Origin of the sequence: Ramlibacter cellulosilyticus, assembly GCF_014297465.1 — a bacterium.
Classification (GTDB): Bacteria; Pseudomonadota; Gammaproteobacteria; order Burkholderiales; family Burkholderiaceae_C; genus Ramlibacter; species Ramlibacter cellulosilyticus.
On the sequence record NZ_JACORT010000006.1, the window covers coordinates 129221 to 141821 of the forward strand.

Annotated in this window: 15 protein-coding genes; 11 read left to right on the forward strand and 4 right to left on the reverse strand. The window is 71.2% G+C overall.

The window, feature by feature from the left end:
* Positions 1-152: 152 nt before the first annotated feature.
* The 10 genes from H8N03_RS15155 to H8N03_RS15200 all read left to right on the forward strand — a co-directional run bounded on the left by H8N03_RS15155 (position 153) and on the right by H8N03_RS15200 (position 8069).
* On the forward strand, positions 153-551 hold the full coding sequence (locus H8N03_RS15155) for a DUF2946 family protein (protein ID WP_187077038.1): 399 nt from the start codon (positions 153-155) through the stop codon (positions 549-551).
* A gap of 63 nt (positions 552-614) precedes the next feature.
* A complete protein-coding gene (locus H8N03_RS15160) occupies positions 615-896 on the forward strand; it encodes a hypothetical protein (RefSeq protein WP_187077039.1) in 282 nt (93 codons plus the stop codon).
* Positions 896-2281, forward strand: a complete 1386-nt coding sequence (locus H8N03_RS15165) for a TolC family protein (RefSeq protein WP_187077040.1) — start codon at positions 896-898, stop codon at positions 2279-2281. Before H8N03_RS15160 ends, H8N03_RS15165 begins: the two co-directional genes overlap by 1 nt.
* Before the next feature lie 2 nt (positions 2282-2283).
* A complete protein-coding gene (locus H8N03_RS15170; RefSeq protein WP_187077041.1) occupies positions 2284-3666 on the forward strand; it encodes a multicopper oxidase family protein in 1383 nt (460 codons plus the stop codon).
* Between the two features lie 7 nt (positions 3667-3673).
* A complete protein-coding gene (locus tag H8N03_RS15175) occupies positions 3674-4177 on the forward strand; it encodes a cupredoxin domain-containing protein (protein WP_187077042.1) in 504 nt (167 codons plus the stop codon).
* Entirely contained in the window at positions 4174-4641 is a 468-nt protein-coding gene (locus tag H8N03_RS15180; RefSeq protein WP_187077043.1) for a DUF411 domain-containing protein, read from the forward strand. Before H8N03_RS15175 ends, H8N03_RS15180 begins: the two co-directional genes overlap by 4 nt.
* Positions 4642-4658: 17 nt before the next feature.
* Entirely contained in the window at positions 4659-4949 is a 291-nt protein-coding gene (locus H8N03_RS15185) for a copper-binding protein (protein WP_187077044.1), read from the forward strand.
* A gap of 328 nt (positions 4950-5277) precedes the next feature.
* Positions 5278-7389: a copper-transporting P-type ATPase gene (locus H8N03_RS15190; protein WP_435531669.1), complete on the forward strand. Its 2112-nt coding sequence runs from the start codon at positions 5278-5280 to the stop codon at positions 7387-7389.
* 9 nt (positions 7390-7398) lie between these two features.
* Entirely contained in the window at positions 7399-7689 is a 291-nt protein-coding gene (locus tag H8N03_RS15195) for a hypothetical protein (RefSeq protein WP_187077046.1), read from the forward strand.
* Positions 7677-8069: a hypothetical protein gene (locus H8N03_RS15200; RefSeq protein ID WP_187077047.1), complete on the forward strand. Its 393-nt coding sequence runs from the start codon at positions 7677-7679 to the stop codon at positions 8067-8069. The genes H8N03_RS15195 and H8N03_RS15200 overlap by 13 nt, the downstream gene beginning before the upstream one ends.
* A gap of 241 nt (positions 8070-8310) precedes the next feature.
* Here the strand turns inward: H8N03_RS15200 and H8N03_RS15205 are convergent, their stop codons facing one another.
* The 3 genes from H8N03_RS15205 to H8N03_RS15215 form a co-directional block, all read right to left on the reverse strand.
* The gene (locus H8N03_RS15205) at positions 8311-8814 is read right to left on the reverse strand and encodes a DUF305 domain-containing protein (protein WP_187077048.1); all 504 of its coding nucleotides are present in this window, start codon (positions 8812-8814) and stop codon (positions 8311-8313) included.
* Positions 8815-8904: 90 nt separating this feature from the next.
* Positions 8905-9843 (reverse strand): L-lactate dehydrogenase, encoded by a 939-nt coding sequence (locus tag H8N03_RS15210; protein ID WP_187077049.1) that lies wholly within the window; start codon positions 9841-9843, stop codon positions 8905-8907.
* Between the two features lie 67 nt (positions 9844-9910).
* Positions 9911-10438 (reverse strand): Spy/CpxP family protein refolding chaperone, encoded by a 528-nt coding sequence (locus H8N03_RS15215; protein ID WP_187077050.1) that lies wholly within the window; start codon positions 10436-10438, stop codon positions 9911-9913.
* A 136-nt stretch (positions 10439-10574) separates the two neighbouring features.
* Between H8N03_RS15215 and H8N03_RS15220 the strand changes: the two genes are divergently transcribed.
* A complete protein-coding gene (locus H8N03_RS15220; RefSeq protein WP_187077051.1) occupies positions 10575-10913 on the forward strand; it encodes a four-helix bundle copper-binding protein in 339 nt (112 codons plus the stop codon).
* On the opposite strand, the gene glgP is transcribed toward H8N03_RS15220, so the two are convergent.
* Positions 10910-12598 carry an alpha-glucan family phosphorylase gene (glgP, locus tag H8N03_RS15225; protein WP_187077052.1) on the reverse strand — a complete coding sequence of 563 codons (1689 nt, stop codon included), beginning with the start codon at positions 12596-12598 and terminating at the stop codon, positions 10910-10912. The two genes, H8N03_RS15220 and glgP, sit on opposite strands and share 4 nt — an antisense overlap.
* Between the last annotated feature and the right edge of the window lie 3 nt (positions 12599-12601).

Here is a 12601-nt window from a genome sequence, read left to right on the forward strand (position 1 = left end):
GGGTCGTTGCGGAATAAATGCCGGCAGATGCCGGCCGAAGCAGACACTGTAGGAAGCCCAGCGATTCGGGCCTGTCGGAGAACCCCCAGAGGAGGCTGTAGGACTTGTCCTGCCTCAACGGGGGTGGGTGCGGCGGCGCTTATCATCGCACCATGCGCCGCTGGCTGCTCGTTTTCATGGTGTTGCTGCTCCCCCTGCGCGGGTGGGTGGGCGAAGCCATGGCCGGCGAGATGCTGCGGCAGCAGATGGGCGTGTCCGTGCCGGCTGCGCACGGTCACGACTGCGACCACCACGGCGACGCGCAGACGGGCCACCACGCGGCGCACGACGGCCACGCCGCGCACGACGGCCATGCCCAGCAGCACGCCCAGCCACCGTCCACGGACGACTGCCCGACCTGCGCGGCCTGCCAGGTGTGCTCGTCGGTCGCGATGTGGCCGCCGCTGCCGGTGGTGACCACGACGAGCTTCCACCATCCCCCGCCCTCGCACGTGCAACGCGCCTTCACGAGCGCCGAGCCCGCGCTCGCCTTCAAGCCGCCCAGGGGCTGATCTCCCCCGCCCGAAGTGCGTCCGCGCCCCGCGCGGCTGCCTCGTCCTTTTCCGGAGATCGCCTTGAGAACGACATGCCTTGCCGCGGCCCTGGCCGCGCTTCCCCTGCTGGCGGCGGCCGATGCGGCCGACCCCGCGGCCGCCGTGCCGCCCACCACTTACCGCTCCGTGCTGCCCGGGCAACCGGCGGCACTGGCCGAGCCGGACTTGCCCTGGCGCCAGGCCAACGATGCCGTCGCCCGCTTCCCCCGCGGCCATGCCGACATCGTGAAGTGGGAGAACGGGCAGGCCGCGCCCGCCGCACCGGCGTCCGCACCCCGGGCGCCCGAAGCGGGGAGGCGCTGATGCGCCTGCTCGTCCTCTGCGCCGCGCTGGCCCTGGCGGGCTGCGCGAGCGTCACGCCACCCGAAGTGCTGAAGTCGGACGTCGCGCGGCTCGCCGCCCCGGCCACGGGCGTGACCGGAGATGCGCGGGCCACGCTCCAGGACCTGCTGGCGCGCCAGCCCCTGGACGCGGACACCGCCGTGCGCATCGCCCTGCTGAACAACCCCGGCCTGGAAGCCAGCCTCGCCACGCTCGCCATAGCGGACGCGGACCGCGTCGCGGCCGCGCAGCTGCCCAACCCGCACTTCGCCTTCTCGCGCCTGCGCGAAGGGCAGCTGCTGGAGATCGAGCGCATGCTCAGCTTCAACGTGCTGCAGCTGGTCACGCTGCCGTGGCGCGCCCAATACGCGAACGAGTCGCTGCAGCTGGCACGCCTGCGCGCCGCGCAGGACGTGATCCGCACGGCCGCCGACACGCGCAAGGCCTGGGTGCAGGCGGTGGCCGCGCGGCAGACCGTGAACTACCTGCGCGATGCGCATGAAGCCGCCGAGGCCGGCGCCGAGCTCGCGCGGCGCATGGCGCGGGTCGGCAACTTCAGCAAGCTGCAGCAGGCGCGCGAACAGGCGCTGCTCGCCGACGTGGCGGCGCAGCAGGCGCGTGCCGAACAGGCGGCCGTGGCCGCGCGCGAGAAGCTCACGCGGCTGCTGGGCCTGTGGGGCGCCGACGCCAGCTACACCCTGCCCGATCGCCTGCCGGACCTGCCCCAGGCGCTGCCGGAACGCAGCGACATCGAGGCCACCGCGCTGCGCGAACGCCTGGACGTGCGCGCCGCGCGCGACGAGTCGGCGTACGTGGCGGGCACGCTGGGCTTCACGCGCGCGACCGGCTTCGTCGACGCGCTCACGGTCGGCGCGGTGCACGACACGATCTTCGACAACGCCTCCGGCGCCCGCGAGAACAAGAACGGATTCGAGATCGAGGTTCCGGTCCCCCTCTTCGACTGGGGCCAGGCGCGAACCGCCCGCGCGCGGGCCAGCTACGCGCAATCGGTGGCGCGCGTGCGCGACGTCGCCGTGCGCGCCCGCAGCGAGGCGCGCGAGGCGTGGCACGGCTGGCGCACGGCCCACGACCTCGCCCGCCACTACAGCGATGGCGTCGTGCCGCTGCGCCGCTTCATCGCCGACGAGATGCAGCTGCGCTACAACGGCATGCTCGCAAGCGTGTGGGACCTGCTCGCCGAGACCCGCAACCACATCGCCGCGGTGAACGCCGCCATCGAAGCGCAACGCGATTTCTGGATCGCCGACACCGACCTGCAGACGGCCCTCACCGGCACCTCGCCCGGCGCGATCGCTTCGCCCGCGGCCGCCGGTGCCGGCGCCGAGAGCGCGCCCCAAGGACACTGAACATGCAACGACGAGCCTTCTTCGGCGGCGCGGCCCTCACGGCCGCGGCGGCCGCTTCCGTGAGCAAGGTCGCGCTGGCCGCCCTGCCCGAGGCGGTCAGCAACGACAAGCCCGACACCGCCCCGCCGCTGCAGCCGCCCAACGGGCGGCCCTACAACCCGGTGGTCACGCTCAATGGCTGGACCCTGCCCTGGCGCATGAACAACGGCGTCAAGGAATTCCACCTGGTCGCCGAACCGGTCGAGCGCGAGCTCGCGCCAGGCATGACGGCGCGGCTCTGGGGCTACAACGGCCAGTCGCCCGGCCCCACGATCGAGGTGGTGGAAGGCGACCGCGTGCGCATCTTCGTCACCAACCGACTGCCGGAACACACGGCGGTGCACTGGCACGGCCAGCGGTTGCCGAACGGCATGGACGGCGTCGGCGGCATCACGCAGCCGCAGATCCCGCCCGGCAAGACCTTCGTCTACGAGTTCGAGGCGAAGCGGCCCGGCACCTTCATGTACCACCCGCATGCCGACGAGATGGTGCAGATGGCGATGGGCATGATGGGCCTGTGGGTCACGCACCCGAAAGGCGCGCACCCGCTCATCGCCAGGGTGGATCGCGACTTCTGCTTCCTGCTGGCGGCCTACGACATCGACCCCGGCAGCGCCACGCCGCGCGTGAACACCATGCTGGACTTCAACCTGTGGACCTTCAACACGCGCGTGTTCCCGGGCATCGCGTCGCTGAACGTGCGCCAGGGGGACAAGGTGCGCATCCGCGTGGGCAACCTCACGATGACCAACCATCCCATCCACGTGCACGGCCACGAGTTCACCGTGACGGGCACCGACGGCGGTCCCGTCCCGACGTCCGCGCGCTGGCCGGAGGTGTCGGTGGACGTCGCGGTGGGCCAGATGCGGCAGATGGAATTCGTGGCCGATGCCGAGGGCGACTGGGCGCTGCACTGCCACAAGAGCCACCACACCATGAACGCGATGGGACACGCGGTGCCGACCATGATCGGCGTGGACCACGCCGGGCTGGTGAAGAAGATGCAGAAGATCGTGCCCGACTACATGGTCATGGGCGAGCGCGGCATGGCGGACATGGGCGACATGGAGATGCCGATCCCCGACAACACGCTGCCGATGATGACCGGGCGCGGCCCGTTCGGCCCCGCGGAGATGGGCGGCATGTTCACGCTGCTCAAGGTGCGCCGCGACCAGAAGCCGGGAGACCACTCGGATCCCGGCTGGTACCGCCACCCCCCGGGCACCGTGGCGCGCGAATGGACCGGCGAGCTGCCGGCGCCGGCGCGCGCGTCCGCGCCCGCACCGAAGACGAAATCGCCGCCGCTGGAAGTGCGCAAGCCCGGCGGCCATGATGGACACCATTGAAGGAGGAATGGCCTTGAATGCAATGAAGACGATCGCCCTGGCTGCACTGCTGGCGGCGCCGCTGGCCTGGGCCCACGGCGATGCGGAGCACGCGACGCATCCCGGCCCGGTCGTGAAGGAGCAGAAGCCGTGGGGCATCGCGGGCGACGCGAAGCGCGCTCGCACCGTCACGATCGACATGGGCGACGACATGCGCTTCCGCCCGGACCGCATCGCCGTGCGCGAAGGCGAAACCATCCGCTTCGTGATCCGCAACAAGGGCCGGGTGCTGCACGAGATGGTGATCGGCACCGAGGCGGAGCTCGCGGAGCACGCCGCGCTGATGAAGAAGTTCCCCGGCATGGAGCACGACGAGCCGTACATGTCGCACGTCAAGCCGTCGGCGAAAGGCGAGCTGGTCTGGAACTTCAATCGCCCCGGCACCTTCCAATTCGCATGCCTCATCCCCGGCCACTTCGAGGCGGGCATGCAAGGCACGATCGTCGTCGCACCGAAAGGCAAGAAAGCATGAAGACGGACACCACCCGCCGCGCGCTGCTGCTCGCAGCCGCCGCCCTGCCCCTCGCCGGCCTGGCCCAGGCACCTGCAAAGGTGCTGGTGGAAGTCTGGAAGGACCCCAGCTGCGGCTGCTGCCACGACTGGGTGAAGCACCTGCAGGACAGCGGCTTCGCCGTGAAGGTGAACGACACCGGCAACAACGCCATGCGGGCGAAGCTCGGCATCCCCGCGAAGCTCGGCTCCTGCCACACCGCCCTGGTGGGCGGCTACGCCGTCGAGGGCCACGTGCCGGCGCAGGACATCCGCCGGCTGCTCAAGGAGAAGCCGCGGGCCCTCGGCCTGACGGTGCCCGGCATGGTGGTGGGTTCGCCCGGCATGGACGGTCCCGCCTACAACGGCCGCCGCGACCCCTACGACGTGCTGCTGGTCGGCAAGGACGGCGAGAGCCGCGTCTACGCTTCGTACAACAAGTCCTGAATCCCGGAGGAAGAACCATGATCCGACGCATTTCCGCCGCCCTGCTCGCACTGGGCCTCGCCACCGCCGCCTTCGCCCAAGCCGCCTGGACCGACGCCGAAGTCCGCAAGGTGGACGCGAAGACCGGCAAGATCACGCTGAAGCACGGCGAGATCAAGAACCTGGACATGCCGCCCATGACCATGGTGTTCACGGCGAAGGACAAGGCACTGCTCGAGGGCGTGAAGGCGGGCGACCACGTGCAGTTCGCCGCGGACAAGGATGCCGCGGGCGAGTACGTGCTGACGGCGATCCAGCAGAAGAAGTAGCGTTCGCGCCGCGCTTGACGCGCGTCAAGCGCGTGCCCCCGGCCGGGGCGATCCTCGGGACATCCGACGAGGAGAAGTCCATGGACCCCGAGCCTGCCGGCAAGGCTGACCTGGCCCACTTGACCTTCCCACCATGGGAAGGTGGATAGTGCTGCCAGCGAACGAGAGGAACCCCATGCCGGAACAAGCTCCCCCCGCCTCCGGGCACCACGCGCGCGCGCAGCACGCGCATCACGACCATTCCGCGCACGCCACCCACCAGGGTCACGCGCGTGCCGAACCACGTCCTGCCGCCGCCGGCGGCAAGGACGTGGAATACACCTGTCCCATGCACCCGCAGGTCCGCCAGATCGGGCCGGGCAACTGCCCGATCTGCGGCATGGCGCTGGAGCCGGTGGTCGCGACGGGCGAGCAAGGCGAAAGCCCCGAACTGCGCGACATGACGCGCCGGTTCTGGATCGGTCTGGTGCTGGCGCTGCCGGTGGTCGTGCTGGAGATGGGGGGGCACCTGTTCGACATCGGCCACCTCGTCGGCGCGCACACCTCGAACTGGATCCAGATGGTGCTCGGCACGCCGGTCGTGCTGTGGGCCGGCTGGCCGTTCTTCGTGCGCGGCTGGGCTTCGGTGAGGAACCGCAGCCTCAACATGTTCAGCCTGATCGCGCTCGGCACGGGCGCGGCCTGGCTGTACAGCATGGCGGGGACGCTGGCGCCCGGCCTCTTCCCGGCGGAGCTGCGCGGCCACGAGGGTGCGGTTGCGATCTACTTCGAGGCGGCCGCGGTGATCACGGTGCTCGTGCTGCTCGGCCAGGTGCTGGAGCTGCGCGCGCGCGAGAAGACCTCGGGCGCGATCAAGGCGCTGCTGGACCTCGCGCCCAAGACCGCGGTGCGCGTGCGCGCCGACGGCAGCGACGAAACCGTTCCCATCGACACCATCCAGGTCGGCGAGCTGCTGCGCGTGCGTCCCGGGGAGAAAGTGCCCGTGGACGGCGAGCTCACCGAGGGCAAGGGCACGGTCGACGAGGCCATGGTGACGGGCGAGCCGATGCCGGTGGCGAAGGCGCCTGGCGCCAAGGTCACCGCGGGCACCATCAACCAGACGGGCGGCTTCGTGATGCGCGCCGAGAAGGTCGGCGCCGACACCTTGCTCGCGCAGATCGTGCACATGGTCGCCGCGGCGCAGCGCAGCCGCGCGCCCATCCAGCGCATGGCGGACCAGGTCGCCGCCTGGTTCGTGCCCGTCGTCATCCTGGTGGCGGTGCTCACCTTCGTCGCCTGGCTGCTGTGGGGCCCGAGTCCGGCGTTCTCGTATGCGCTGGTGGCGGCGGTCGCGGTGCTCATCATCGCCTGCCCTTGCGCACTGGGCCTCGCCACGCCCATGTCGATCATGGTCGGCGTCGGCCGCGGCGCGCAGCACGGCGTGCTGATCCGCGATGCCGAGGCGCTGGAGCGGATGGAGAAGGTGGACACGCTGGTCGTGGACAAGACGGGCACGCTGACCGAAGGGCGCCCGCGCGTCGTGCACATCGAGGCGGCGCCCGGGTTCGAGGAACGGGACATCCTGCAGAAGCTGGCGAGCGTGGAGCGCGCGAGCGAGCATCCGCTGGCGCTCGCCGTCGTCGCGGCGGCGCAGGACCGCAAGCTGGCCCTGCTCGACGTGGCGGACTTCGACTCGCCCGTGGGCAAGGGCGTCGTCGGCAACGTGGGCGGCACGGCGCTGGTGAGCGGTGCGCCGCGCTTCCTGGCCGAACACGGCGTGGACATCGCGCCCTTGCAGGCCGCCGCCGAAGCGCAGCGCGCGCGCTCGGCGACGGTGATCTTCGTGGCGCTGGCCGGGCGCCTCGCCGGCTTCGTGGCCATCGCCGACCCCGTCAAGGAAACCACGCCAGCCGCCCTGCAGGCGCTGCGCGCGGCCGGCGTGCGCATCGTCATGCTGACGGGCGACGGCAAGACCACCGCCGAGGCCGTCGGCCGCGCGCTCGGCATCGACGAAGTGGTGGCGGAGGTCTTCCCCGAAGACAAGGCCGCGATCGTGCAGCGCCTGCGCGGCGAAGGTCGCGTCGTCGCCATGGCCGGTGATGGCGTCAACGATGCGCCGGCCCTCGCCGCCGCCGAGGTCGGCATCGCGATGGGCACCGGCACCGACGTGGCGATGGAGAGTTCCGGCGTCACGCTGCTCAAGGGCGACCTGCTGGGCATCGTGCGCGCACGGCGGCTTTCGCGCGCCACGATGCGCAACATCCGCGAGAACCTCTTCCTCTCCTTCGTCTACAACGTGGCGGGCATCCCGCTCGCCGCGGGCGTGCTCTACCCCTTTTTCGGGCTGCTGCTGTCGCCGGTGGTCGCGGCCGCGGCCATGGCGCTGTCCTCCGTCAGCGTGATCGCCAACGCGCTGCGGCTGCGGACCGTGAAGGTGGACGAGGCGCCGGCACACCCCTGAAAGGCCTCCATGGACCACGCCGCTCCTTCCCCCTTCGCCCCGCGGGTGTCCGGCTCGCGCTGGACGCGGCCCGTGCGAAACGGCGTGCTCGCGGCCGCCGCGCTGCTGGGTGTCTACTTCGGCGCGCATTACCTGGTGAACCTCGCGCCGGTGCTCGGCGCCACCGGCCTCGTCGCGTTCGCCGCGCAGTTCCAGCGGGAACTGTTCTGGGTCGGCCTGGGCTTCAGTGCCGCTGGCGCCGCCTTCGTCTGGAACCGGCTGCGCCAGGCCGAAAGGGAGCATGCGCGATGCGAAGACTGACGACTCTCGTGCTGGCAGCTTTCCTCGCCGCGCCCGCAGCGCAAGCGGCGAAGCCGCTGCCTCCGCAGGTGAGCGAGGCAGCCGCGGTGACCGTCAAGGTCACGCCGCGCGTGCTCGACGGGGCGGTCTGGGAGTTCGACATCGCCTTCGACACGCATTCGCGCGAACTCGGGGACGACCTGATGAAGGACGCCGTGCTGCTGGGCGCCGACGGCAGGGAAGTCGCGCCGCTCGAATGGAAGGGCGCGCCGCCGGGCGGCCACCACCGCGCCGGCGTGCTGCGCTTCCAGGCCCTCTCCGCGGTGCCCGACCCGCTGGTCCTGCGCATCCGGCGCGCGGGCGAAGCGGCGCCGCGCACCTTCCGCTGGACGCTGAAGTGAACGGTTCCGCCGGGGCCCCCTCCTGGCCCTTGCATTGCGAGGCGTCCGGCCCCGTGCACGCGACGACCGAAGCGCTGTTCGACCACCTCGACGATCCCCACCGGCTCTCCTCCCACATGGAGCGCGTACGCGCGCTGGTGTTGCGGCCACGAGCAGCAGAAGGACGTCGCGCCGTTCGACGCCTGGTTGCGGGCCGGCAAGAAGGAGAGGGTCGCGGGCGCCGCTCGGGGCCCGCGTTCGATCAGCCCGGCCGGTCCCCGGCCGGATGCGGCGCCAGCACGGCGGTACCCTGCGAGCCGTTGCGCCGGATGTCCCGGATCAGCGCCTCCATCTCGGCGATCTCGCGGCGCTGCGAGGCGATGATCTCGTCCGCGAGCTTGCGCACCCGCGGATCGGTGATCTCCGCGCGCTCGCTGGTGAGGATCGCGATGGAATGGTGCGGGATCATGGCCTTCATCCAGGCGACGTCGCCGACCGTGTCCTGCGACCGCACCAGCCACAGCGCCAGGCCGAAGACGGCCACGCTGCCGACGAGGATCCCGACGTTGGCCCTGCGGTTGTCGTACATGGTTCGCATGAACGCCAGCATCACGACCGCCATGGCGGCGCCCATGATGAGGGCCATGAACAGCCGCGTCTGGCTGAAATGCACGTCGGCGGCGCGATAGACGTTGAGATACATGAGGCCGAGCATGACCAGCGTCGAAACGAGGATCATCAGGCCGAAGCCGGCGTACTTGCGCATGTCCATTGCTCCAAATGCATCCTCGCCAGCTTCGGCGCGTGGCGCCGCGGCGCAAGTCGGAGCGGAGGCAGCCTGCCTGTCGGTGCGTCGCTAGCCCAGCCCGGCAGCGGCATCCCGGATCGCATCGGCCGAGCGGCGCAGCGCGGAGATCTCCCCGACCGACAGCGGCACGGGCAGGATGCGGCGCACCCCCTCGCGCCCGACGACTGCCGGCAGGCTCAGGCACACGTCGCGGATGCCGTATTCGCCCTGCAGCAGGCTGGAGACGGTGAGCACGGAAGCTTCGTCGCGCACGACCGCCTCCACGATGCGCATGAGCGAAGCCGCGATCGCGTAGTTGGTCGCGCCCTTGCGGCGGATGATCTCGTAGGCCGCATTCCGCACGCGCAGGGCGATCGCGTCCAGGTCTTCCTGCGTGCAGGCGTGCCCCGTGGCGCTGCAGTAGGCGGGCAGGCCCATGTTGGCGATGGACGCCGTGGACCATGCGACGAACTCGCTGTCGCCGTGCTCGCCGAGCACGTAGGCGTGCACGTTGCGCGGGTCCACGCCATAGTGCGCGGCGAGCTCCACGCGCAGCCGGGCGGAGTCCAGCACGGTGCCCGACCCGAGCACGCGCCCGGGCGGCAGCCCCGACAGGCGCAGGGCCGTCCAGGTCAGCGCATCGACGGGATTCGTGGCGATGAGCAGCAGCCCGCCGGGGTTCGCCCGGACCGTCGCTTCGACGACGCCGCGCAGCACCTCGACGTTGCGCTGCAGGAGCGCCAGGCGCGTTTCGCCGGGCCGCTGCGCCGCGCCGGCCGTGATCACCGTCGCCAGCGCGCCTGCCGTGTCGGCGAGGGTGCCGGCCCGCACCGTGACCGGGCGGTGGAAGGGGATGGACTGCAGGATGTCCATCGCCTCCCCTTCGGCGCGGCCGGCATCCGCGTCGACGATGACGATCTCCCGCACCAGCCCGGACGCGGCGAGCGTGTACGCGAAGCTGCTGCCGACCCGGCCGGCGCCGACGATGGCGATCCTGGAAGCTTGCATGCGATGTCCTCGCAGGCAAGTGTGCGCGATCGCCGCGCGCGGCGGGGCCCGCGGGGCCCGGCCGTGCTCAGCGCCCCGAGCCCCAGCCCCGGCGTGCTTCCTCGCGCTGCTGTGGCGTGAGCACCCCGTCGACGCGCTTGCGCGTCTCGAGCTGGTTCTCGAACATCTGTTTCTGCAGTGCGGCGAGCTTGTCGTAGTCGCGCCGCTGCGCCTGCTCGTCGGCCGCGTCGCTCCACATCAGCTCGTGCATCTGCTGCATCAGCGGCCATTGACGGGCGCGCGCCTCCCGCTGGATCTCGGCGATCCTGGTGCGCTGCTCGGGCGTGAGGTCGCGCAGGTAGCCGTAACCGGAGCCGCCCATCATGCCGGGGCCGTAGCCGCCGTAGCCGCCCATCATTCCGGGGCCATAGCCTCCGTAGCCGCCGCCCGGGCCATAACCGCCGCCGGGACCATAGCCGGGCCCGTAGCCGCCGCCCATCATGGGACCGTACCCCGGGCCGAAGCCCGGACCGTAGCCGGGGCCTGCGCCCTGGGCCAGCGCGGCACCGCACAGCAGCGCGGCGGCGGCGAACGACACGAATGCCTTCTTTCGCATGGGAACCTCCTTTGCGTTCCAAGGTAGCCCGCACTGCCGTCCCGCTGCTTGACCTGCCTCAATCGTGTAAACGTTTGCACGGCCGAGGCCGCGGCGCGCTGCCCGTCCCTAGACTGGACGCAAGCCAGGAGCCCCCATGTCCCACGAGAAGTACGAGGAATACCAGGACTGCATCGCCGCCTGCCACGCCTGCGTGGTGGCCTGCAACCATTGCGCCGCGTCCTGCCTGCAGGAGCCGCACGTCGAGCACATGGTGCGCTGCATCGCCCTCGACAGCGATTGCGCGCAGATCTGCCAGCTTGCGATCGCGTTCATGTCCGGCGGCAGCGACCACGTGGCGTCCGTCTGCCGCGTGTGCGCGGAGATCTGCGAAGCCTGCGGCGAGGAGTGCGCGAAGCACGACATGGACCACTGCCAGCAGTGCGCCGAAGCGTGCCGCCGCTGCGCGGCCGAGTGCCGCAAGATGGCGGCCTAGTTCCAGTACGCCTCGGAGACGTAGCGCCGGATCATCCGGTGGCTGTTGAAGTAAGAGCCGTTGCGCGCGATCGTCGAGCGCATGATCGCCGCCCAGGCGCCATCCTCCGCCGCGAAGGCCGGCAGGATCACGCGCTCCAGCTTGTCGTAGAGCGACTCGGCGTGGCGGTGCGCGTCGCGCTCGCCGTCCTCGCCGATCGCCCAGCCCGTCACGCCTTCCTCGCAGCCTTCCACCCACCAGCCGTCCAGCACGCTGAGGCTCGGCACGCCATTGAGCGCCGCCTTCATGCCGCTGGTGCCCGAAGCCTCGAGCGGCGGCTGCGGCGTGTTCAGCCACAGGTCCACGCCCGCGACCACGCGCCGCGCGACCTCCATGCGGTAGTCCGGCACGAACACCACCGGCACGCTGCCCGCGAGCTCGCGCGCCCAGGCATGCAGGCTCGCGATGTGCTGCTTGCCCGCTTCGTCGTGCGGGTGCGCCTTGCCCGAGACGACCACCTGGAAGGGATGGCGCTGCGCGACCGCCCGCAGCCGCTCCGGGTCCGAGAAGAGCAGGCCGGGCCGCTTGTAGTCGGTCATGCGGCGGGCGAAGCCGATGGTGAAGCGCCGCGCATCCAGCCGCTCCGCCCCCGCGACGCCGGAGAGCGACTGCAGCAGCTGCTGCTTCGCGGCGGCGTGGGCCGCGGCCACTTCGCCGTCGGGGATGCGCAGCGCGCGCACCAGCAGTTCCGGCTCGTGGCACCACTGCGGCATGTAGCGGTCGAACAGCGCCTGCAGGGGCGCCGCCGTCCACGTGAGCGCATGCACGCCGTTGGTGATGGCGTGCACCTCGTAGCCGGGGAACAGCGTGCGCGAAGTCTCGGCATGGCGCGCCGCCACGCCGTTCACCCATCCCGACAGCGTGAGCGCCAGGCGCGTGAGGTTGAAGCGCGGGTCGGGGCACACCGTGTGCAGCACCTGCGGGTCCACCGAGCCGGAGAGCGCCTGTTCGACCATCGCGTGCGGGTACTGGTCGTGCCCCGCCTCCACCGGCGTGTGCGTCGTGAACACGCATTGCCTGCGCACGGCGGCCATCGCCTCCTGCAGGCCCCCGCGTTCGCCGCCTGCCTCCTTCTCCCGCAGCAACTCCAGCGTCAGCAGCGCCGAGTGGCCCTCGTTCAGGTGGTACTTCACGACGTGCGCGCCCAGCGCGTGCAGCATCCGCACGCCCCCGAAACCGAGCACGATCTCCTGTTGCAGGCGGTAGGCTTCGTCGCCGCCATAGAGGCTGTCGGTCAGCCGGCGGTCCTCGGGGGCGTTCTCGGGCAGGTCGGTATCCAGCAGGATCACCGGCACGGCCTGGAACTGGCGGCACAGGGTCTGCACCTCGTACCACCAGCCTCCGACCCACACCACGCGGCCGGCGATCCTCACCTGCACCTTGCAGGGCAGCCGCTGCGCGTGCGCCGCGGGGTCCCAGGGCTCCGGCTGCTCCGCCTGGCGGCCGTCGCGGATCTCCTGGCGGAAATAGCCTTGCCGGCTCGCCAGCGTGACCCCGATCATCGGCACGCCCAGGTCCGCCGCGCTGCGCATCATGTCCCCGGCCAGCACGCCGAGGCCGCCGCTGTACGTGGGGATCCCCTCGTCCAGCGCGATCTCCATCGAGAAGTAGGCGATGCGTGGACGTGACAGGTTGGCCGGCTTCATGCC